Genomic DNA, 19,610 nt, shown 5'->3' with positions numbered 1-19,610 from the left:
CCCTACGTCCGGTCCCGGGCGGTCTCGCCCCGGATCGGCAGCCAGTAGAACGGGATGAACGTCGCGATCACCGCCACGCCGAGAGGAGGGAACAGCGCACCCAGGACGGTGCCGGTGGCGATCCAGGTGAGGGCGAGCCGGAAACGCCGACCGAGGGCCTTCGCGCCGGCGAGGTCGATCGTCGTCGCGAGCAGCCGGCGGTGCCGCCGTACGTGGCCCCAGATGGCGTTGAACAGGACCGCCGCCAGCCCGAACGTGAGGCCGTGGAGGACGACGGCGGCGCGCTGCCCGTGTCCGTCCCGGAACGCCTGGGCCAGGACCGACGCGGCGAACGGCAGGAACGCGATGTCCATCAGCAGCACGGTGTTGAGGAACAGCACCATCCGATCGGCGACGCGGATCTGGTCGAACATGACGTGATGGTTGGCCCACACCTGCCCGATGAGCATGAAGGTGACCGCGTAGGCCAGATACGACGGCCAGAGTGCGGCCAGGCCGTCGGCGAGATGGCGGGTGTCCTGCGGCGGCCGGATCTCCAGGACGAGCAGGGTGACGGCGATGGCGATGACCGCGTCGCTGAACGCCACGAGCCGGGAGGGATCGCGCTCCATCCCGAAGGGCGTCGACCGTCCCTGCCACCGAGCGGGTTCTGTCACCGTCCCAGCGTCCGGCATCGGCCCCCTCGACGCCCGCAGCCGGGGCGTGTGTCCCGCAGCGCGTTGCTCGTCGTCCGGGACGTGCCGGCGCCGCGATCGACACCTACTTCGTCCTGGGCAGCGTGCCGCTCGTCGGGATCACGGCCGCCCACGTCCGTCGGCGGGTTCCCGGAGCCCGAACGGCAGACCGCCGGGATCGGCCGCGCCCATCCATGCCGAAAGGAAGGTCCCCGCCGTCGGAGCAGACGGCGGGGACCGGTGGTGCGAAAACTACTTCTGCGCGAGCGCCCGGGCGTCGGCGACGATGACGCCGGCGACGTCCGCCGGCACCTGCTTGCCGGCCTGCACCGTCGCGTACGTGGCCAGCGCCGCGTACTGGCCCTGGCTCAGCAGCGCCGTCATCGCGGTGACCGCGGACTGCTTGGCGCCGGAGGTGAGGATCACGTAGCCGAGGCCGGCCTGGCTCGGCGTCACCGTGAAGGTGCTCGTGGCGGTCGCCGTACCCTCGGGACCGGTCACCTCGGCGCGGATCGTGTGCTCACCGGCGGCCAGCGTACGCAGGTCGAGAGCACGTCCGACCTCGGTCTTCACCCCGTCGACGGTGACGGTGACGGTCTCGGCGTTGGTCGCGGCCACCGCGACGACCGGGGACTGGGCCCGGTCGAGGCGCGCCTCGTCGGCCGGCGAGGTGATCGCCACGGTCGGCTCGGCGCTGGGACGCTGCAGGAATGCGGAGTTCCACCCGACCAGCTCGGAGGGACGGTTGGTGATCACCCCGTCGACGCCGATCCGCTCCAGCCGCTGCCAGAGGCTGGCGGAGTCCATCGTCCACGCCATGACCGCGACGCCGGCGGCGTGCAGCGGGGCCACGATCTCCGGCTTGGCCAGCAGCGCGTTGCCGTCCGGGTTGTACGCGGTGAGGTGCAGCTCGCGGGCGATCGCCACCGGGTCGGCGTCGAGGCTGCTGCGCAGCAGGCCGAGCGGCAGCTCGGGCGCCAGCTCGTACGTGTAGCGCAGCGCGTCGACCTCGAAGCTCTGGACGAAGACCCGGCCCGTCATCTGCTGGTCGCGGATCACCTGGACGATCTTCGCGACCTCGTCCTTCGTGTGCCGGCCCTTGATCTCCAGCAGCAGGTTCCCGCCCCGCGTACGCAGGTCGGCGAGCTGCTCGGCCAGCGTCGGGACCCGCTCGCCCGCGTACTGCGGTGCGAACCACGAACCGGCGTCGAGCGCCTTGATCTGCGCGGCGGTCAGGTCGCGGATGTTGCCGGTCCCGTCGGTGGTCCGGTCGACGGTGCCGTCGTGCAGCACGAACGGGATCCCGTCCTTGCTCGGCTGCACGTCGTTCTCAATCCAGTCGGCGCCACCCTTGCGCGCGATCTCCTGCGCGACCAGGGTGTTCTCCGGCGCGGCAGCCGACGCGCCCCGGTGCGCGATCACCGTGAGCGGGCTGCCCTCCGGGCGCAGGAACCCGTTCGGCGGCAGCTCGGTGACGACCACGTCGTCGTACGAGACGGTGCCGCCGTTGACGAACAGCGCCTGCACGCCGTTGGCGGAGCGCTGGAGGCTGCTCGTACGCATCATCTCGCGCCCGTCGAAGATCCAGCGGGCCTGGTTGCCGTGCACCTCGACGGCGACGCGGACGTCCCGGCCGGTGCCGGCGGCGTACGGCGCGGAGGCGGTGTTCGTGACGACCCACGCGTTGCCGGTGGTCCGCTGGGCGAACTCGAGACCGTTGGAGGCCGTGCTGCCGCTGCGCATGGTGGCGATCCACCACGGCGTCGCCCCGTCGGCCGGCACGTCGATGCCGAGCGACGCCCAGCGGGTCGCCGCCTGCACCGACTCGAAACGCATGGTCGCCTCGAACCGGAAGTCGTCGAGGTGCCGCCCGAACGTGATCTTGTTGTTCGCGCTGGCGCTCGCCGACGTCCCGTACAGCCGGCCGTTCTCGACCTTCCACGTCCCGTCGACCGCGTTCCAGCCGGCGGGCAGCGACCCCGAGGAGAAGTTCTCCGAGACGACCACGTCGCCCGGCTTCGCGGTGGCCGGCGACGAGGTCGCGACGGCCACCGCGGCGGCGGCACCGGTGACGGCGAGCGCGGCGGCGACGGCGGCGACCCGGGTACGCGTGGCGGCCAGTCTCGTGGCGGCGAGGATCTTCGTCGCCCGGCCGCCCGGCGATGATGCGGAATGGACAGTCATGGTCGCCGACCGTAGGAAGCGGAGCCGACCACATGATCAACCGAGCGTGGCAGGCACGGGAACGCTCGGTGTACGAACCGGTTTGTGTGAAGCGTGGATCAGAGCGGCCGGGTCTCCGGCTCGTACGTCGTCTCCACCGGGCGGCTCACCTTCACCAGCGAAACCAGGTAGTCGCGCGTCTCAGCGTCGGTCGAGTAGATCATCGTGCCGCGCATGCCACGGGTCAGCAGGACCTTGTACGTGTTGCGGATCAGGAGGTCCGCCTCGGCGTCGCTGACCGCCTTTCGGCTGCGAAACGCAGGATCCTTCGACTCCTCGCGACGGGTCACCAAGCGACCGTCGCGGGCCACGAGGTCCGGCCCGATGATGACGCCCGACCAGGCGTACTCGAATCCCTGTGCGGTGTAGACGCACCCCACCTGACCGAAGCCGTTCGGATCGGTGGCCCAGAACGCGCTCCCGGGCGCGTCGCCGACGCTGCGATCGCTCTTGACGTTCCACGGTCTCGACCAGCCGCCGATCTGCACGTCGGGGACGAGGGTGTCGTCCGGCCGTGGATCGCTCCACGGCCAGCAGTAGCCCGCCGACATGCGGGCCGTCACACCGGGCGCCTGCTTGCCGGCGAGAAACGCTTCCAACTCCTCCGGTGATTCGGCCAACCGCACGTCGATGCGCCCGTCGCCCGTCCAGACCCAGGGCTCCCCGCCGTCGAGGCCGAGGAGGTCGACGACCCATTGCTCGTACTCGTCGCTGCCGCCGCACCGGAACTGGCCGTGCAGCGACACCACCTCGACGTCCAGGTTGAGCTGTTTGGCGTACGTCGAGATGACCTCGACGTTGCCGAGTTCACCCGGCTTGACCACCTGGTGTTCGTCGAGCAGGAAGACGGGTACCCGTGCGGCAGCGATGAGTTCGTCGATCTGCGGGCGGGACTTGTCGCGCTTCGCCTTCGGCGTGAACCGGTTGACCGAGGTCTCTCGGATCCGGTGCGCCTCGTCGCAGATCAGCACGTCGAGGCCGTTGCGCTCGGCGGACATGAAACTGTTGAAGTAGCCGAAGAGGTTTTTCAGCCGGGTCGACCCCCGGCCTGCGTATCGGCGTAGCGTCTGGGTGAACGAGCGTGAGCCAGTCGCGTGCATGACCGCGCGCTGCTGCCGGGCCAACTCGCCGAGCACGGACAACGCGATGACGCTCTTCCCGCTGCCGGGCCCGCCGGAGACGACCACGACGCTCTTGCGGTCCGCCGACCGGGCCCGTTCCACTGCGTGTAGCACCAATTCGTACGCCACGCGCTGCTCGTCCAGCAGCGTGAAGTGCGAACGTTCCTTCAGTTCCTGTGCGGCGTACGCCAGCAGATGCCGACTGGGCCGGACGGAGCTGGTGAGGAACCGGTCGGCCGCAGCCGCACCGGACTTGGGTGCGAGGTGAGCGCGGAGGTAGTCGAGGAACTGGCCGCGTCGTTGCTTGGTGAAGATCCGGCTCTGTTCGTTCGCTCGGCGGATGAACAGGTCGTTGACATCGCGGTCCACGGCATTGTGCAGGTAGGCCGCACCGCGCACAGGATTGCGATGTCCCGAAAGAATGCCGAGAAAGTCGGTCAGGTACTCGCAGTACTGCTCGACCTGCAGACCAGGATGAAGCCGTGGACCGCGGGCGTGCTCGACCGCCACGAGACGGTCGGAACCCTCGTAGGACTCCGCATACGACCATTGCTTGAGTTCGACGACCACGTAGGAGTCGTCCGCGGTTTTGGGGTCCACCCCCGCGAGAACCACGTCAACCCGCTTGCTCGTCAGTGGGAGCTGGTACTCGACCAGCACCTCGACCTGGCCGAGCCCCGCGTCGGCGAGGTCCTGACCGAGCACCTGGAGGCTGCGTGACCAGGACCGGCGCTCTGCCGGGCTTACGTTGCGCCCCATACTCTCGGCGATCCGGTCCGCGAGCATGCCGGTGCCGGCGAGGCGCAGGAGACCATCGGCGGAAATGCGGAACGTCGACAACTTTCGCCCCCGGGCAGCACGAAGCGTTCGTGCGCATGGGGGGCGTGTCCGGTGGCGGCCGGAAGCCCGTCGTAACGCGCCTTGATGTGGTGGACTGTAGCGAAGAGATCAACTCGCCGCTACGTCCACACGGGCGGTCGCTATCGTTTCGCGGCCGAGCCGCGGACCTGGTCGATCGGGTAGCGCCGGGCGGAGTCCTCCAGCTTGGTCAACGCTGCCTCCACCGGATCAATCCCCAGCACATCGGCGAGTCGGGTCAGATAGATCATGACGTCGCCGATCTCCGCCCGCACCCGGCCGCCGGCCTCCGGGTCGGACATCACGGTGGTGGACTGCTCCGGGGTGAGCCATTGGAATTCGGCGATCAACTCGCCGACCTCGCCGGCCAACGCCATGGCGAGGTTCTTCGGTGTGTGGAACTGCTGCCAGTCCCGTTCCTCGGCGAACGCTGCCAACCGTTCTTTCAGCGTGCCGTGGTGCGGGCGGTCGTGCGGTGCGATGTCCTGCGTCGAGTTCGTTCCGGCCACGAGTCAACAACCTAGGCGACGCTAGCGAGCCGAGGTGTAACACTGCTCTCGCTCCTTCTGCCACAGGACGTCGTCGTCGAGGTTCGCGTACTCTGAGCGCATGCGGCGTGCCAGGTCGTAGAAGCCCTCATGCGGGCGGCCAGTCTCCCTCCGACGACGAGAGCGCTCCAGATCGGCGCACCGCTCCGCGGCACCGCGCACGGGCCGGCGACACCCTTCGGTACCCCGGGAGGGTGTCGCCGGCGATGTGCTAGTAAGCGGTGTCCGAGCGGTTGATCGAACTTCACTCCGTCGACGCGGAACGCGGTGCGTCCCTATGAAACTAGTAGCACTTGATGCCGCTGGGACCGCTGATCACGTACCACTCGTGCTGCCCGTATCCGGTCCTCATGGTGTAGCAGTTCTTCTTCGGCCAGTTCCACTGGCAGGCCACCCAGCTGTTGTCACCAGTGGACTTCGTGCGGTTGTTCTGGCAGATGTACGTGTTTCCGCCGCCGGTCCACTGCCCGAGCTTGAAGTAGCCGTTGGCCTTGTTGTTCCTCACGTAGATGGCCCGCCGGTCAAACCGGATACACATGGTCGCGTTGTATCCCGACGGGCTGTAGCACTGGATGTTGCTGGCGGTCGCGCCGGACCAGACCGTCGATTTCGAGACGTTGGTTCCGTTCTTCCAGTAGAGCGACCCGGCGGACGCCGGAGCTGCGAACACCGTCGCGGATGCCACCGCCAACGCGGTGGCCAACAGAGCCGAGCAGGCCAGTGAGCGGAGACGTGTCACAGTCTCTCCCTTCCAGGGTTCGGTCCGGCAACATGGGCCGGAACAGCAGGTCATTGCGCACCCTCGGAGCCGTCCACCAGCAACTGTGATTCGGCTGGACCGGCATCCTCGTGGGACCGAGTCTGGCAGGAATACTTCGACGAACGGCTATGCGTATCGCGTCTTGAGGAAATCTTGAGTTTGAATGTCCGGGCACGGGCCCGAATGTCATCGCTGATGATCACAGGGAGGGCCCGCAAACAGTGGCGACCAGAGTCCCCGAGCAGCGACTACGCCCTCACGGCGATTCCCATCGATGCTGCCGCCGCTCGTGGGCCGAGTGGGACCAGCGGGCCGGAGCGCCGATGCCTACGGTCGAGCCACGAGCGCCGACGACGATGACACCAGCGAGGGTCAGGTCACGGTTCGCCACGTTCATCTCGTCCACGAACCGGGTAGAGCCACAGATGCAGACGATCTCAGGTCGGTCGGACACGGCTCAGTCCTTCGGGTCGAACGGAGACCGTCAATGTGCGGCGAGACCTCACAGACGGGCAAACGAGCCAACAGCGAACGCGGCGAGGTGGACCATGCGGCTGCACCGTCGCAGGCGGGAGGCGTAGCGCGTGCGGGGATTGACCCTGCTCGACGTCGAAGTCCGGGGTGCGCCCGGCTCGCCAGCTTCCTGTAGCCACACGGCCTAATGAGCCTTGGCCAGCAGGACCGCCTGATCGTCCTGCTCGCCGCGCTCGGCACGTCGTACCAGGCGGCACACCTCCCGCAGGCCGACAGCCTCGAACTGGGAGGCGACCTGGTCCGGCGTGTAGAGGTAGCGCTCGAGTTCGACCTCGTGGCCGAACCGGCGGTACGCCGCTGACACGTCGCGCGTACCCTCGCCGGACTGGAACCCGACGAGCAGGTGACCGGTCGGGCGGAGAACCCGGGCGGCCTCCGCGAAGATGCGGGCCTGGCCGGCCGGAGGCGTGTGGATGATCGAATACCACAGCAGCACACCCGCGAACCGGTTCTCGGGGTAGGGGAGGTCGGCCAAGGAGCCGACGGTGAACGCCAGGTCAGGGCGGTCGCGCCGGGCCATGGCGACCATGTGCGGAGACAGGTCGACACCTTCCACCAGGCACCCGCGCTCGGTGAGGTACCGGCTCATCCGCCCCGCGCCGCACCCGGCGTCAAGGACCCGTGCGTCGTCACCGGACGTCACCGCCGTTGCGAAGGCGTCGACCATGGCGAGGTCGAGGGGAGCCTCGGCGCGGGTGTCCGGAAGGTACCTGGCGTAGTCCTCGGCCACGGTGTCGTAGGCGCGTTGCACGCTGCGGTAGTCGAGCGGTTCTGGCGACGGGCTGGACACGAGCAGCATCATCGCAGCGCGACGCCCGGCGAGCACCTCCCATAGTCCTGTCAGGGCTGACCGCGGTCACTGCGCCACACGATCCGAGGCGCGCATCCTCATTCGAGCTCCTGATGACGATTCGTTCGCCTCAAGCCTCTGGTGAGCCGGGTCAACTTGCGAAGATGGCCCGCGGTGGAAACTCTCCACTGGATCTCCAGAGGTTGACGATCTTTGCCGTGATGGCGCTCGCTGCGGAGTCGAAGTCTCCGTCTTCGACCCCTGCCTGGAGAGTGGTTGGATCGATCGTCAGGACCCGGTCGAACCGGTCGTCGAATCCGAACTCGTACCGCACGGCGTCCGTGGCAGCCTCCACCCGCCGCGCGACCACCATCATTCCCATGGTCTAGCCTCCGAAAATCGAGTAGTCCTCGCACGTTGGACCGGGAATCGATTCCTGCCAGTTCGATATGCGGTTGGCAGCGCTGTGAGCCTCTCGGTAGTCCGCCTGCGGATGCGTGCGGTAGTAGTTGGATTCCGCCAGCTCATGCTCCAGGAGTACGTAGTCTTCGGGCAGCGGGCTGCCACGACGAAGGCGCAGCCACGCCTCGGCCATGGGCGCGCTCGGATCGTAGCGCTGCCGGATGATCCCACCCGCATAGTCGTCCATCGGATGCTCTTCGAAGAAGATGTGCCGACGAATCTGCTGGATTTCCTCGAGAGAGAAGCCGCGGGAGCCGTCGAGCCGAGGGGCGTCTGCCACATGGCGGGCGATCACCGCCGCATCCTCCTGTCGACGGATCGCCTCGTACGCCTCCCCAGCCCAGCGATCCTGACCGAGATAGTCCGCCAGGTTGCGAGGTCGTGATGTGTGACCGCCATGAGCCACAACCCCGTCCTCGGCCACCCGAATGGGCTGTCCGTCTGGCACATCTCGCAGACGCCCGAGGGTCTGCTTGAGTCGCTCGATCAGTTCGGCGAGCCGGCGGGCGGCCGGGATGATCCGTCGGAGACTGTTGATCAGTCCGCGGAGCAGCTTCGCGATCCGCGCCGCCCACGACGCCACCAGGGTGGTGACCTGCTCGGCGACCAGCGGTGTGGCGAGCCCGGCCGTGGCGACGAGTTCGGCCGCGTACACGACGAGGCGGGACACGCACGTGGCGATGGCGTCGCGGACGAGGAGCCGGACGGCGGCGACGAGGCCCGCCGTCGCCTCGGTGATGGTGGCGATCGTGTCGGCGCCCGCGGCCAGCCCGGTGATGGCCTGCTGCTGCTCGTGCGCCCAGGCGCGGTAGGCGGGTCCGGCCAGCCCACCCCACTCGGCCAGGTCGATCCGGACGTCACGGGCCAGGTCGCCGGCGGTGTCGCGCAGCGACGCGGCCACGTTGCGCCAGGTCTGGGCGTGGGCGGTGATCTGGGCCGGGTCGCCGGCGAGCCAGTCGAGGGCTTCGCTGAGCGGCTTGACGTGCTCGATGAGCCAGGCGATGCCGTACTGGAGGAGCGCGCCCACCGGGTCGGAGACGAACGCGAGCGCGTCGAGGCTCGCGCTGACCACGCCGAGCGTGCCGTCGATCCAGCTGCCGTCGCGCACGCCCTGGTGGATGAGCGCGATGTCCTCGAGGATCCACACGCCCGCCCACGCGCTGGGGGAGGGGTCCGCGGCGGGGGCGACCAGCGGGTTGGTCACCGCCCGCGCCGTGCCTGGTCGAGCAGCCGCTCGGCGCGCGCGTCGGCGGCCCGGTAGCGGGCCGCGCCGGCGCGGAGCCGCTCGCCGCTGTCGCGGACCGATCCGGCCGCCGCGCCGATGCCGTCCACGAGGGTACGGTGCAGGCCGTCCAGCAGCATCGGCACGAGTACGCAGAGTTGACCGTACGCGTCGGCGCTGAGGCGGACGTGCTGGCCGGCCGCCCGGGCGGTGTCCAGACGGTCGGCGGCGCGGTCGAGGTGGCCGGCGTGGGCGGTCAGGTCCTCGGGCCGGACGTGGATGCCGTCACCGGGCGGCACCGGCGCCACCGGAGTCGACGTCGTCGGGTCGGACGCGGATGCCGGCACCGGCAGCCTCGACCTGCGTGCGCCGTCGGTAGGACTCGACGATCGCCGCCCCGGCCGGGTCGTCACCCAGGGTCTGCCGGGTCGCCTCGGTGACCTGCTCCAGCAGGTCGGCGCACGCGGCCCGGGTGGTCGCGACGATCAGCTCGGCGATGTGCGCGGCCGGGCGCTGGCGGATGCGCTCGTCCAGGCGCAGGTCGACCAACTGCCCGGACGAGTCGACGGTGGCCACGACCGCCCGGTCGGGACTGTGCGCCGTGCCGTTCAGGGCCCGGATCCGCGACGTGAGCGAGCGTGTGCGCTCGGCCCGGTCGGTGAAGGACGCCTCCCAGCGGTCGAGTCGTCGGGCCGCCGCGTCCAGCGCAGCCTCGTCCGCCCACATGCCGACCCTCCCCAGGGACAATCACGGCCATCGTGGTGACGCAGACGATAGCAACCGACCGCGCTGCGTGCTGTCCCGCGAATGCCGTGTGCCCGATCACCATCGGCACGCGGCACAAAGCCAAGCCTCACCTGGTTGTACGAGGTGGCAGTTGGTGGGAGGACGCCATGCGCAGGATCCTGATCGTCGGCGGCGGCTACGCCGGTTTCTACACGGCCTGGCGGCTGGAGAAGAAGCTCCGCCGCGGCGAGGCGGAGGTCACGCTCGTCGATCCCCGCCCGTACATGACCTATCAGCCGTTCCTCCCCGAGGTCGCCGCGGGTTCGGTCGAGGCGCGTCACGTCGCCGTCTCGCTGCGCCGTCACCTGCGCCGGACGACCGTCATCCCGGCCAGCGTCACCGAGATCAACCATGCGCGGAAGACGGTGACCATCCGGCCGCTGGACGGGCCCGACCGCGAACTCGACTACGACACCATCGTGGTTACGGCGGGCGCGGTGACCCGTACGTTCCCGATCCCCGGCGTCGCGGAGGGGGCGATCGGCCTCAAGCACGTCGAGGAGGCCGTCGCGATCAGGGACCGGCTGCTCACCGCGTTCGAGCGTGCCTCGACCCTCCCGCCCGGTCCGGAGCGTTCCCGGCTGCTGACCGTGACCGTCGTCGGCGGCGGGTTCACCGGCGTCGAAGGCTTCGGGGAGCTGCTATCCCTCGCGACGGCGCTGCTCAAGCGGTACCCGGAACTCACCTTCTCGGATCTCGCCTTCCACCTCGTCGAGGCGCAGGGGCGCATCCTTCCCGAGGTCACCGACGACGTGGGCCGGTGGGTGGTCCGCCACCTCGAACAGCGCGGCGCGCACATCCACCTCGACACGCAGCTCGTCTCGGCGCAGGACGGGCACGTCGTGCTCTCGACCGGCGAGGAGTACGACACCGAGCTGCTGATCTGGACCGCGGGCAACGGCGCCAACCCCGTCGTCGCCAAGCAGACCGACCTGCCGGTCGACCGGAGCGGCCGCCTGCAGGTGCGCGCCGACCTGCGGGTCGGCACGGCGGAGGCGGCGATCCCCGACGCCTGGGGTGCGGGCGACAACGCCGCCGTGCCGGATCTCGCCTCGTCGGTCCCGGGTGCCCTCACGGTGCCGAACGCGCAACACGCCGTCCGGCAGGGCAAGCGGCTGGCCGCGAACCTGGTGGCCGACCTCCGCGGGCGGCGGGTCAAGCCGTACGTCCACCACAGCCTCGGCGTGGTCGCGACCCTCGGCCTCGGGCGCGGCGTCTTCCAGTACCGCCGCCTGGTCGTCAAGGGGTTCCCGGCCTGGGTGATGCACCGCGGGTACCACGTGCTCGCCGTGCCGACCTGGGAGCGCAAGCTCCGCGTCCTGCTGGTCTGGCTCAGCGCTGCGCTGTTCGGCCGCGACATCGTCTCGCTGCAGTCGGTGCAGCAGCCCCGGGCCGCGTTCACCGCCGCCGGCGCACCCCGCCCGGCCACCGGAGGCCCGATCCGCGACGGCCGGTGGGCGGCCATGCGCCGACCGTCGCCCAGCGGGCTCGGCCGCCGGCGCGCCGTCCATGACCGGCTCGCCGCAGGACGCCCGGCAGCGGACGCGCGTCACACGCGGTCGTAGACGAGTACGCCGCCGGGCGCGAGCCGCGCGCCCGCGGCCACCGGGTGCTCCCTGAGCTGACCGCGATGGTCGAGGTGGCACACCGGCGTGTCCCGAGCCAGGGTGACGAAGTCGGCGATCAACCGGCGGTGGCACCGCCACCAGACCGTCTCACTGCACATGACGGCCACGCGCGACGTCCGCACCTCGGTGAGCAGCTCGTCGGCCGCCGCGATGAACTCCGGGCTGCGCATGTGGGCGGCGTACGCCCGGAACGCCTCGACCTGCCACCACCGGTCGGGCGAGTCCTCCGGGACGCGCCGGCGGCCGCCGAGCCGCTCCTCCCACCGGTAGCCGACGCCGACGGACGGCAGCCACCCCGCCAGGGCCTCCCGCGTGACGTGCGGGTGGGCCCGGCTGCCGGGATACCGGCGTACGTCCACCAGCCGGGTGACGCCCGCGTCCCGCAGCAGCGCGGTGAGTTCCGCCTGGCTGGCGGTGCCGTGGCCCACGGTGAGGAGCGGCTCTGCCATGAGGATCAGATAACCGTACGGAGTGCCGGGCCGCACAGGGAATCGGACCGCGACGGACAGGCAGGCCGGTCGATCCCACCAGCCCGGCGTCGCCCCGGATCAGCGCGTCGAGGCCTGTGGTGACGGGACATGTTGATCTACGCTGCACGGAATGGATCTTTCTGCCGATGGATATCGTTGGGAGCCGGCTCGCGGCGGCTGGATCCCACCCGGCGCGGTACCGCACGGCTATGAGGCGAACGGCGAGCCACTGTGGGTGTGCCGCGTCCGGATGCACGGCGGCGTGCACCCGGGCAAGGTCCGTCCGGCCTTCGGCGCGGCGCAGGCCGCCTGGGGCGGCAACGAGGTCAGCGTCGACGAGTACGAGGTGCTGATGGATCGGGGCGTCTGGGGCATCGCCTCCGGCGGTGCGGTGCCGGCGGACGCGGTGCCGGCGGGCCGGGAGCGCGACGGCGAGCCGCTCTACGTCGCCCGCGCGGCGGTCGCGCCCGGCACACTGCACATCGGCAAGGTGCGGCCCGCCTTCGGCGCCGCCAACATCGGATACGGCAACGACGAGCACAAGGTTCACTCGTACGAGGTACTGCTGCACCCGTCGTCGTCTCCTCCGCCGGAGGCCCCGCGGCGTGCCGGGATCCAGATGGAACCCACCTACGCCGACTTCGGCACCGAGCCGCCACGCGTCGGGAACGTCACGATCACCGGCGTCGACGGGTCCTCGGCCGCGGGCGACCACCTGGCCATCGGCGCCGGCGGGTCGGTCGAGCTGGAGTTCGACGTGCCCGACCCGGCCGTCGTCTGCGAGGCCTCCGTCGCCCTCGTGGCGCTCGCGTCGATGCTCTCCCGAGCGCCCGGATACGCTCCGCTCACCGTCCGCCTCAACGGCAGACCGCTGGCCGACCGGCTGCGGATCCCGAACGGCGGTGGACTCCCGCAACGGCTGGTCTTCGCGGTCCCGGCCGAGGAGTTGGTGGCCGGCCGGAACGCACTGCGAATCGAGAGCGCCACCGACGCCCGGAGCATGCTGTGGTTGTACCGGGTGACGATCGACCCGATGCACGCGCACGATCAGGCGGGGCTGGCGCTCGAACGGCAGGCGATCGCCGAGCCGGTGCTGCGATACGCGACCGACGCCGGTGACGTCACCATCTTCGTGGACCGCGGCGAGCAGGCCGTCCTCGAGCAGGTGGCCTGGGCGGACACCTCCGGCACCGAGTACGCGATCACGTTCGAGAAACAGCAGGCGGCTTTCTACGGCTGGACCCGGCAGCCGGGGGAGCGGCCGAGGGAGTTCCGCGGCCGGCTGATCGAACGCGGCTCCTTCGCCAAGGAGGCTCGGCGGTTCTCCACCGAGGAGGGCTGGAGCGGCGGGTGGCACCGCTCCGGTGATCTGCTCCTCGCGGTGGGTGTGTCCGGCCGCCCGATCAGCAGGCTGGCCTGGCGCGACGGCCGCGGCAACAACGGCACGGTCGCCTTCGGCGACGGCGGCTTCCTGGGGACCTACCAGCGGGTCGGGGAGGGCCCCATCGGCTACCGTGGCCGTCCGGCCCAGGGGTGATCCTGCTTGGCGCGCGCGCCGACTGGTGGCACGCCGGACCGAGAGGAGGTCAGCCCGCCTCCCGGAGCAGGCGGTACAGGTCCCGGCGTAGTGCCGGCCATTCGTCGGGGATCGCATACCGAGCGGCGTTCAGCGCATCGACGGCGGCCGCCCCCTCGCCCGTCCCCGTGTAGAGGGCGTCGACGGCAGAGGCACCGGCTTGCCCGTCGACGCCGTGGGCCTTGAGGTGGATGACCCTCGACCGGGTCTCCTCGTCCAGAGTCAGGCCCCGCTCGACGGCCTCCACTGCCTGTCTCGCCAGGTCGTCGTCGCTGAACCGGTGCCGGGCCGCCACCGCCCGCAAGGCAAGCGCCAGCGCCGTCCGCCGAACCGGCTCCGGCGCCGCCCGCAGTCGCGCGTCGAGGTCGGGCTCGTAGTGACCGAAGTTCGAGGGCGGCCTCGGGTCGGGCGGAATCGGCCCGAGCCGTACGGTCACCCACGGCCCGGCCTGCGGATCTGCCCCCTCGTCGCTCATCCACTCCGCCGGCAGCCGCACGCCGGTCCGCCTCTCGACAAGCGCCATCGCCGCGGCGGTCACATACTCGGTGCCCTGCGCGGCGCGCACGTCGTCCAGGTCGTCGTCGAACGCGGACGGGTCATCGCCGTACCGCCGGTCCGGATCGTTCATGTCCATCCAGACGAGCACCTTGCCGTACACGGCGTACGTGACGCCGCCGTTGCCGTTGATGGTCCAGTCGACCGTGTGCACCCGCGTGCCGTCGCTGAGCCAGCGCAGAACCTCGGGCCGGCTCAGCTCGCAGCCGTTGTCCTGGAACACCACCACGTTGGGACCAATCCGAGCCAGGTCGGCGAGCTCGCCGGTCTGCGTGTCACCCGGCTCGACACGCCTGGCACGCAGGCGTTCGATCACCCCGTCGATGGTGGCCTCGGCACTCGCCGGCTGCACCACCGCCCAGCTCAACCCCTCGGCGAGCCAGTCCCGATCGGCCAGGAAATCGTCGTAGTAGCGCACGGTGTCCGACACCATCCCCACACAGTACGACGATCATGGCCGCCGTTGCCCCCTGCCTGAAGCCGATATCCGCCGTGAGTCCGCACATCGTGGAACCTGCCTGCCTCCCGCTCTGTAGTGCACCGAGCGGGGGGTGGTTCCGCGTGGCGGCCGTATGGACAGGCGGCAAGATCACCCTGTCGTACATGATCGGTAGGCTGTGGCGCATGACGATGCCAGAGAACGGGAAGCGACCTGCCGGATTCGTGGTCGGCTCGCTGGTTGCCATCACGTTCGGCACCGTTTTCGTGCTGGCGAACAGCGCTGCCCTGCCCACGCCATGGCCTGTCGTCATCCGCGCAGTTGGACTGATCGTGGCCGCTCTGCTCGTCGTTGGACTCGCGGTGGTGGTCCGCGCGGCACCGACCGCGACACAGGTGCCGGCGTCCGAGCATATGGATCGTCGCTACTGGCTCATCGTCGCTCTGGAAGCGGGCGCGCTGTTCGGAGGACTAGCCGTGATCAACGGCGTTCTGCACCGCTCGGCGGTGTCGGTCGCGTGGGTGGCACTGGTGGTCGGCGTGCACTTCTTCGGACTTGCCTGGATCTGGCGTATGCCGCTCTATCACTGGCTCGGGGCGGCGATGTCCGTCCTCGGCCTCACCGGCTTCCTGATCTACGCGTTCGGCGGTGCCCCGGAGATCGTCGGGCTGGTGGCCGGGGTCGGTTCGGGTGCGGCGCTCTATGCCGCGGTCGGCGTGGCTCTGCGCCAGGCGTTGCGCGGGCGGACGCCCGTCGCCGTCTGAGCCCGCACAGCACCCCGCGATCCCCAACTCGCCACGGCACGTCCCGGCCTGCCGGAAGAATCCGCCGACAGGGCGGTCACGTGTCGTTTGACCGACTCACCTACCTTGTGGCTGTCATTCGTGGACATCACTAGTTTTGTGCTCGCCTGATCCCGACAGGAGCTCCACGCAAGCGGTGGATCCGGCCGGTGAACCACGGTGGAGCGCTCGACGGGAGATGACCGATCACGTGGGGAGGAGCAGCCGTTGCTGACCGAGGCATTGGCGGCGCTGGCCGCCAACGGTGGGGCGGCCCTGGTGGCGGCCATGGCTACCGACGCCTGGCAGGCCGCCCGCGACGGCATGGCCCGGCTGTTCGGCCGCCAGGGGTCCCAGCGTCAGGCAGCCATCGAGACTCAATTGGACAGCAACGTCGTCCTGGTGGAGCGGGCCGGCGATCCCGCCCAGGCGCGGCAAGGTCTGGTGCCGTTGTGGCAGATGGAGTTGATGCAACTGCTGGCAGAGCACCCAGAGGCCGAGGCCGAGTTGCGGAAACTCGTCGCCGACCTGCGTGACGCGCTGCCCCGCGCCCAACAGCAGTGGGTGCAGGTGGTCCTTACCACCATCGCCCGCGACAACTCCCGGCAGTTCACCGCGGTTTGGGGCAACGTCATCTACCACGAGTCTCCCTCGTCCGCGGCCGGCCGGCAGCCCCCCTCGCCTGCCGAGGCCGACGACAGCCCGGGCACCGTGCGGTGACGCCGTGGACGGCATGTTCGGTCAGCTGGGGCGAGTCGACAGCGTCCATCAGCAGGTGCGGGTCGAGAACGGCGGCTTCGGCTACGCAGCGATGGGCGGGGACGTGCACGTCTTCGGTGACGGCAGACCCGTGTACCTGCTCACCGAGGCCGGCGGGCCGGCCGACCTGACCCTGGCGGTGGACGGCCACGGGCTGCCGGCTCAGCCCAGCCACCTGCTCAACGCCCGCCACGCCATCGTGGACTTCACCGGCCGCAACCGTGAGGTCGACGATCTGACCACCTGGCGGGACAGCGGTGGTGGTCGCGCGGTCCGCTGGCTGCACGCCCCAGGCGGCCAGGGCAAGACCCGCCTGGCCAGCCACGTCGCCGCGATGGCCGCCCGCGAGGGGTGGAAGGTGATCGTCGCCCAACACGCGCCAGCCCGCGTGGTCGCCGCCGAGGAGCAGACCAGCCACGACCTGCGCGTCGGGACTGCCCGCGGGCTGCTGATGCTGGTCGACTACGCCGACCGGTGGCCACTGGCCCACCTGACGTGGCTGTTCAGCAACAAGGTGCTCGACCAGAAGGTGCCGGTGCGGGTACTGCTCCTCGCGCGCAACGAGCACGTCTGGCCTGCCCTGCGCCATGCCCTCGTCCAAGCGCACTGGCCGTCCGACGCCTGCACCAGCCAGCCGTTGGGCGCCCTGCCGCAGGCCCGGGACGCCCGCAGGAGCATGTTCGTCGCCGCCCGCGACTGCTTCGCCCGCCACTACGGCATTTCGGACCCGACCGGGATTGCCGTGCCCGACTGGCTGGAACGGGACGAGTTCGGCCTCACTCTTGCCGTGCACATGGCGGCGCTGGTCGCGGTCGATCGCCACGCCCGCATCGCACTCCAGCCAACCGGTCCGGAACCGGATGCACCGCGCGAGGGCATGATGGCCCTGACCAGCTACCTGTTGCAGCGCGAGTGCCTCCACTGGAACGCCCTCCATGGCACCGTCGACACTCTCACCGGCGGGCGTACGGCGATCAACACCGGACCTTGCCGGATGCGCCGGGCCGTGTTCACCGCAGCCCTCACCGGTCCCCTGGGTTACCGAGACGCCAGGGCGGCGCTGGACAGGGTCGGCGTCGGCGGCGACCCCGACCAGGTACTCGCCGACCACGCCTTCTGCTACCCGCCCGTCGACCCCCGTACCGTTCTGGAGCCCCTCTACCCCGACCGTCTCGCCGAGGACTTCCTGGCCCTGTGCGTTCCCGGTCACGACGTGCCCGGCCAGTCGGACCCCTGGGCCCACGGGGCCCCCGAGATGTTGCTCGCCCCACCGGCCGGCGACGATCCGCTACCGCCGTACGCGGCCCGCGCGATCACGTTCCTCACCGCCGCCAGTGAGCGCTGGCCCCACCTGATCGCCACGCTGGAAGGGCTCGAGCGCCTCCTCCCACAGGACCCGGACGACGCGGGCGGGGACCTCACCGTCGCTGCGGCCAACCTCGTCGACCGCCTCGTGCGTCATCGTCTGCCGACGTTCATCGACCCGGCCGCGCGTGCCGAACTGTACGACACCCTGGGTCGCTGGCTCGACCGGGCCGATCGGGACAACGAGGCCGCCGCCGCGCTGACCGAGGCCACCCGCCTGTACCGACCGCTGGCCACGGCAGACCCACAGGCCTTCGGACCCAAGCTCGGCTGGTCAGCGCTGAACCTCGCCCTGGTCCTGATCGTCGACCTGGGTCTCGTGCCCCAGCCGGGCGACTTCAGGCACCTGTCGGCCGGCGGTGACGCGATAAGGCCGAGCCTGGCCCGTCCGGACGACGCGCTGGCGGCGCTCCGGGAGGCCGTCGAGATCTTCCGCCGGCTGGCCCGCGACAATCCCGCTGACCACGAGGAGGACCTCGTCGCCGCGCTGTCCATGGTTGGCGTCTTCGGGCCGCATCTCGGAGCGGCCGAGGATTCACTGTCCTTCGCCCGCGAGTGCGTCGACATCGTCCGCCGGCTCTCTCGCGACGGCCCGCCGGGCGCGTACGAGGACACCATGCCGCTCATGCTGGCGAACCTCGCGAGCAACCTGGTGACGTCGGAGCCGGTGCAGGCCGCTGCCCTCGCCGGTGAGGCGGTCGACGGTGCCCGCCGGCTGGTGGGCGACAACCCGGCCGAACCCGACAGCGATGACGCCGCACGCTTCACGCTTCACTTCACGCTCGTCGTCCAGGCCGGGGTGCTGCTACGGGTGGGCCGCGCCGAACCAGCGTTCGCAGCCTTCGACGAGGCGGTGCGGATCCAACGCCTGGGTCAGCGGGAGAAGGATCCAGACGGCCGCGATGCCTGGTTCTCGACGTTCGGACTGATGATCGGCCTGCTGTGGGTGCAAGGACGTGAGGACGAGGCGGCGGTCGGTCTGGGAGCGGCCATGCACGTGCTCCGGCGCGAGGCGCGAACCAACCCGACCGCCCACGGGCCAGAGCTGCTCCAAGCCTTCCTCGTGCTCGACTACCTGCTGCGCATGCTGGAGCGATGGGAGCTCGTCCTCGCCGGACAACGCGAGATGATCCGCTTCCTCGAGTCGTCGGACTACCCGCTTCGATACGACGACCTGCTCGGGGTGTTGGGCGCCAACAGCGCCGTCCTGATGACGTTGGGGCGGTGGGACGAGGCGTTGGACGTGATCGGCGACATGGCCGAGGCGTTGCTACGGGAGGGCAGCACCGATGAACTGGAGTACGGCCTCATAGGAGCGCTGGCCGCGGTCGCCGCGGACGGATCGGGCGAGTGGCGGGACGACCCCGCCTACGGGGGAGTGGCTCAGGAAAAGGCCGTCGTCAGGCTGAACCAGATAGCGGAGGCGTACCGCCAGCGACCGTGCGGCGACACGCATGTGCGCGACCACGGCTTGGCCGTCACGCTCAAACTGCTGGCCGGGGCACTGTGGATCATGGGTCAACCGTGGGAGTCCCTGGCCGCCAGTGGTGAGGCTGTCGAGGCCCGCCGCCACCTGGCAGGTGGCGGATCCGCCGAGCACGACAGCTATCTCGCGCTCGCGCTGCTCGACCATGCCCGGAAGGCTGAGGACCTCGAACTACACGAAGAGGCCGCGGCCGCCGCGAAAGAGGCCGCTCACCTCTACGACCGACTCGCGCGTGAGGACTTCGCCACGCGTGCGCCGAGCCTCGCCGCGGCGCTGCACACCCTGGCTGTCAACGTGTGGTGGATACACGCGGCGGAGGCGCTGGAACCGGCCCGGCGTGCCGTCGAGATCCTGCAACGGTTGGCGCGCGGCGAACCGGCCAGGCACCAGGCCAACCTCGCCAACGCGCTGGACACGCTCGCCAGCCTCCTCCGCCATCTGGGGCGAGAGGCGGACGCGCGCGCCGCGGAAGGCCAGGCCGCCGAGGCGCACGCCCGGCTTGCCGCCCTCAGCGAGACGCCATCTCCTGGCGGGGGAGCCGCCGTCGACCGGTGAGGTGGTCGAGCACGGGG

Annotated in this window: 17 protein-coding genes; 5 read left to right on the top strand and 12 right to left on the bottom strand. The window is 70.4% G+C overall.

Translation table 11 applies throughout. From position 1 onward, the window contains the following. Window positions 1-2 precede the first annotated feature (2 nt). The 10 genes from OG994_RS10290 to OG994_RS10245 form a co-directional block, all read right to left on the bottom strand. On the bottom strand, window positions 3-656 hold the full coding sequence (locus OG994_RS10290; RefSeq protein ID WP_328852987.1) for a TMEM175 family protein: 654 nt from the start codon (window positions 654-656) through the stop codon (window positions 3-5). 270 nt (window positions 657-926) lie between these two features. Next, window positions 927-2,858, bottom strand: a complete 1,932-nt coding sequence (locus OG994_RS10285) for a glycerophosphodiester phosphodiesterase (RefSeq protein WP_328852986.1) — start codon at window positions 2,856-2,858, stop codon at window positions 927-929. Window positions 2,859-2,956: 98 nt separating this feature from the next. Continuing rightward, window positions 2,957-4,858, bottom strand: coding sequence for a DUF2075 domain-containing protein (locus tag OG994_RS10280; RefSeq protein ID WP_328852985.1), 1,902 nt, complete (start codon window positions 4,856-4,858; stop codon window positions 2,957-2,959). 140 nt (window positions 4,859-4,998) lie between these two features. Continuing rightward, window positions 4,999-5,325 carry a nucleotide pyrophosphohydrolase gene (locus OG994_RS10275; RefSeq protein WP_328853696.1) on the bottom strand — a complete coding sequence of 109 codons (327 nt, stop codon included), beginning with the start codon at window positions 5,323-5,325 and terminating at the stop codon, window positions 4,999-5,001. A gap of 382 nt (window positions 5,326-5,707) precedes the next feature. Then, the gene (locus OG994_RS10270; RefSeq protein WP_147427276.1) at window positions 5,708-5,962 is read right to left on the bottom strand and encodes a hypothetical protein; all 255 of its coding nucleotides are present in this window, start codon (window positions 5,960-5,962) and stop codon (window positions 5,708-5,710) included. An 880-nt stretch (window positions 5,963-6,842) separates the two neighbouring features. Beyond that, entirely contained in the window at window positions 6,843-7,508 is a 666-nt protein-coding gene (locus OG994_RS10265) for a class I SAM-dependent DNA methyltransferase (protein ID WP_328852984.1), read from the bottom strand. A 151-nt stretch (window positions 7,509-7,659) separates the two neighbouring features. Next, complete coding sequence (locus OG994_RS10260; RefSeq protein ID WP_328852983.1) at window positions 7,660-7,890, bottom strand: hypothetical protein; 231 nt, start codon at window positions 7,888-7,890, stop codon at window positions 7,660-7,662. A gap of 3 nt (window positions 7,891-7,893) precedes the next feature. Continuing rightward, window positions 7,894-9,174 carry a WXG100 family type VII secretion target gene (locus OG994_RS10255; protein WP_328852982.1) on the bottom strand — a complete coding sequence of 427 codons (1,281 nt, stop codon included), beginning with the start codon at window positions 9,172-9,174 and terminating at the stop codon, window positions 7,894-7,896. Beyond that, window positions 9,171-9,491: a type VII secretion target gene (locus OG994_RS10250; protein ID WP_328852981.1), complete on the bottom strand. Its 321-nt coding sequence runs from the start codon at window positions 9,489-9,491 to the stop codon at window positions 9,171-9,173. The genes OG994_RS10255 and OG994_RS10250 overlap by 4 nt, the downstream gene beginning before the upstream one ends. Further along, the gene (locus tag OG994_RS10245; RefSeq protein WP_328852980.1) at window positions 9,478-9,918 is read right to left on the bottom strand and encodes a YbaB/EbfC family nucleoid-associated protein; all 441 of its coding nucleotides are present in this window, start codon (window positions 9,916-9,918) and stop codon (window positions 9,478-9,480) included. The genes OG994_RS10250 and OG994_RS10245 overlap by 14 nt, the downstream gene beginning before the upstream one ends. 167 nt (window positions 9,919-10,085) lie before the next feature. Between OG994_RS10245 and OG994_RS10240 the strand changes: the two genes are divergently transcribed. Next, window positions 10,086-11,543, top strand: a complete 1,458-nt coding sequence (locus OG994_RS10240) for an NAD(P)/FAD-dependent oxidoreductase (protein ID WP_328852979.1) — start codon at window positions 10,086-10,088, stop codon at window positions 11,541-11,543. Here the strand turns inward: OG994_RS10240 and OG994_RS10235 are convergent. Beyond that, window positions 11,528-12,055: a DUF488 domain-containing protein gene (locus OG994_RS10235; RefSeq protein WP_328852978.1), complete on the bottom strand. Its 528-nt coding sequence runs from the start codon at window positions 12,053-12,055 to the stop codon at window positions 11,528-11,530. The two genes, OG994_RS10240 and OG994_RS10235, sit on opposite strands and share 16 nt — an antisense overlap. Before the next feature lie 151 nt (window positions 12,056-12,206). On the opposite strand from OG994_RS10235, the gene OG994_RS10230 reads away from it, so the two are divergent. Further along, the gene (locus tag OG994_RS10230; RefSeq protein WP_328852977.1) at window positions 12,207-13,613 is read left to right on the top strand and encodes a DM9 repeat-containing protein; all 1,407 of its coding nucleotides are present in this window, start codon (window positions 12,207-12,209) and stop codon (window positions 13,611-13,613) included. A 49-nt stretch (window positions 13,614-13,662) separates the two neighbouring features. On the opposite strand, the gene OG994_RS10225 is transcribed toward OG994_RS10230, so the two are convergent. After that, window positions 13,663-14,640: a DUF6461 domain-containing protein gene (locus OG994_RS10225; protein WP_328852976.1), complete on the bottom strand. Its 978-nt coding sequence runs from the start codon at window positions 14,638-14,640 to the stop codon at window positions 13,663-13,665. Window positions 14,641-14,831: 191 nt separating this feature from the next. Here OG994_RS10225 and OG994_RS10220 point away from each other — a divergent pair, with 191 nt between their 5' ends. The 3 genes from OG994_RS10220 (at window position 14,832) to OG994_RS10210 (ending at window position 19,593) form a co-directional block, all read left to right on the top strand. Beyond that, complete coding sequence (locus OG994_RS10220) at window positions 14,832-15,410, top strand: hypothetical protein (RefSeq protein WP_328852975.1); 579 nt, start codon at window positions 14,832-14,834, stop codon at window positions 15,408-15,410. Between the two features lie 246 nt (window positions 15,411-15,656). Next, complete coding sequence (locus OG994_RS10215; RefSeq protein WP_328852974.1) at window positions 15,657-16,148, top strand: hypothetical protein; 492 nt, start codon at window positions 15,657-15,659, stop codon at window positions 16,146-16,148. A gap of 4 nt (window positions 16,149-16,152) precedes the next feature. Continuing rightward, window positions 16,153-19,593: a hypothetical protein gene (locus tag OG994_RS10210; RefSeq protein ID WP_328852973.1), complete on the top strand. Its 3,441-nt coding sequence runs from the start codon at window positions 16,153-16,155 to the stop codon at window positions 19,591-19,593. Window positions 19,594-19,610 lie beyond the last annotated feature (17 nt).

Origin of the sequence: Micromonospora globbae (genome assembly GCF_036184225.1) — a bacterium.
In the GTDB taxonomy this organism is placed as follows: domain Bacteria; phylum Actinomycetota; class Actinomycetes; order Mycobacteriales; family Micromonosporaceae; genus Micromonospora; species Micromonospora globbae.
This window is presented reverse-complemented; position numbering and strand designations above follow the sequence as displayed.

Excerpts from the sequence above, each read along its gene's own strand:
- OG994_RS10235 (WP_328852978.1), bottom strand. The coding sequence starts at position 12,055 with ATGGCAGAGCCGCTCCTCACCGTGGGCCACGGCACCGCCAGCCAGGCG.
- OG994_RS10245 (WP_328852980.1), bottom strand. The coding sequence starts at position 9,918 with ATGTGGGCGGACGAGGCTGCGCTGGACGCGGCGGCCCGACGACTCGAC.
- OG994_RS10270 (WP_147427276.1), bottom strand. The coding sequence starts at position 5,962 with ATGTGTATCCGGTTTGACCGGCGGGCCATCTACGTGAGGAACAACAAG.
- OG994_RS10220 (WP_328852975.1), top strand. The coding sequence starts at position 14,832 with ATGACGATGCCAGAGAACGGGAAGCGACCTGCCGGATTCGTGGTCGGC.
- OG994_RS10285 (WP_328852986.1), bottom strand. The coding sequence starts at position 2,858 with ATGACTGTCCATTCCGCATCATCGCCGGGCGGCCGGGCGACGAAGATC.
- OG994_RS10230 (WP_328852977.1), top strand. The coding sequence starts at position 12,207 with ATGGATCTTTCTGCCGATGGATATCGTTGGGAGCCGGCTCGCGGCGGC.
- OG994_RS10240 (WP_328852979.1), top strand. The coding sequence starts at position 10,086 with ATGCGCAGGATCCTGATCGTCGGCGGCGGCTACGCCGGTTTCTACACG.
- OG994_RS10225 (WP_328852976.1), bottom strand. The coding sequence starts at position 14,640 with ATGGTGTCGGACACCGTGCGCTACTACGACGATTTCCTGGCCGATCGG.
- OG994_RS10260 (WP_328852983.1), bottom strand. The coding sequence starts at position 7,890 with ATGGGAATGATGGTGGTCGCGCGGCGGGTGGAGGCTGCCACGGACGCC.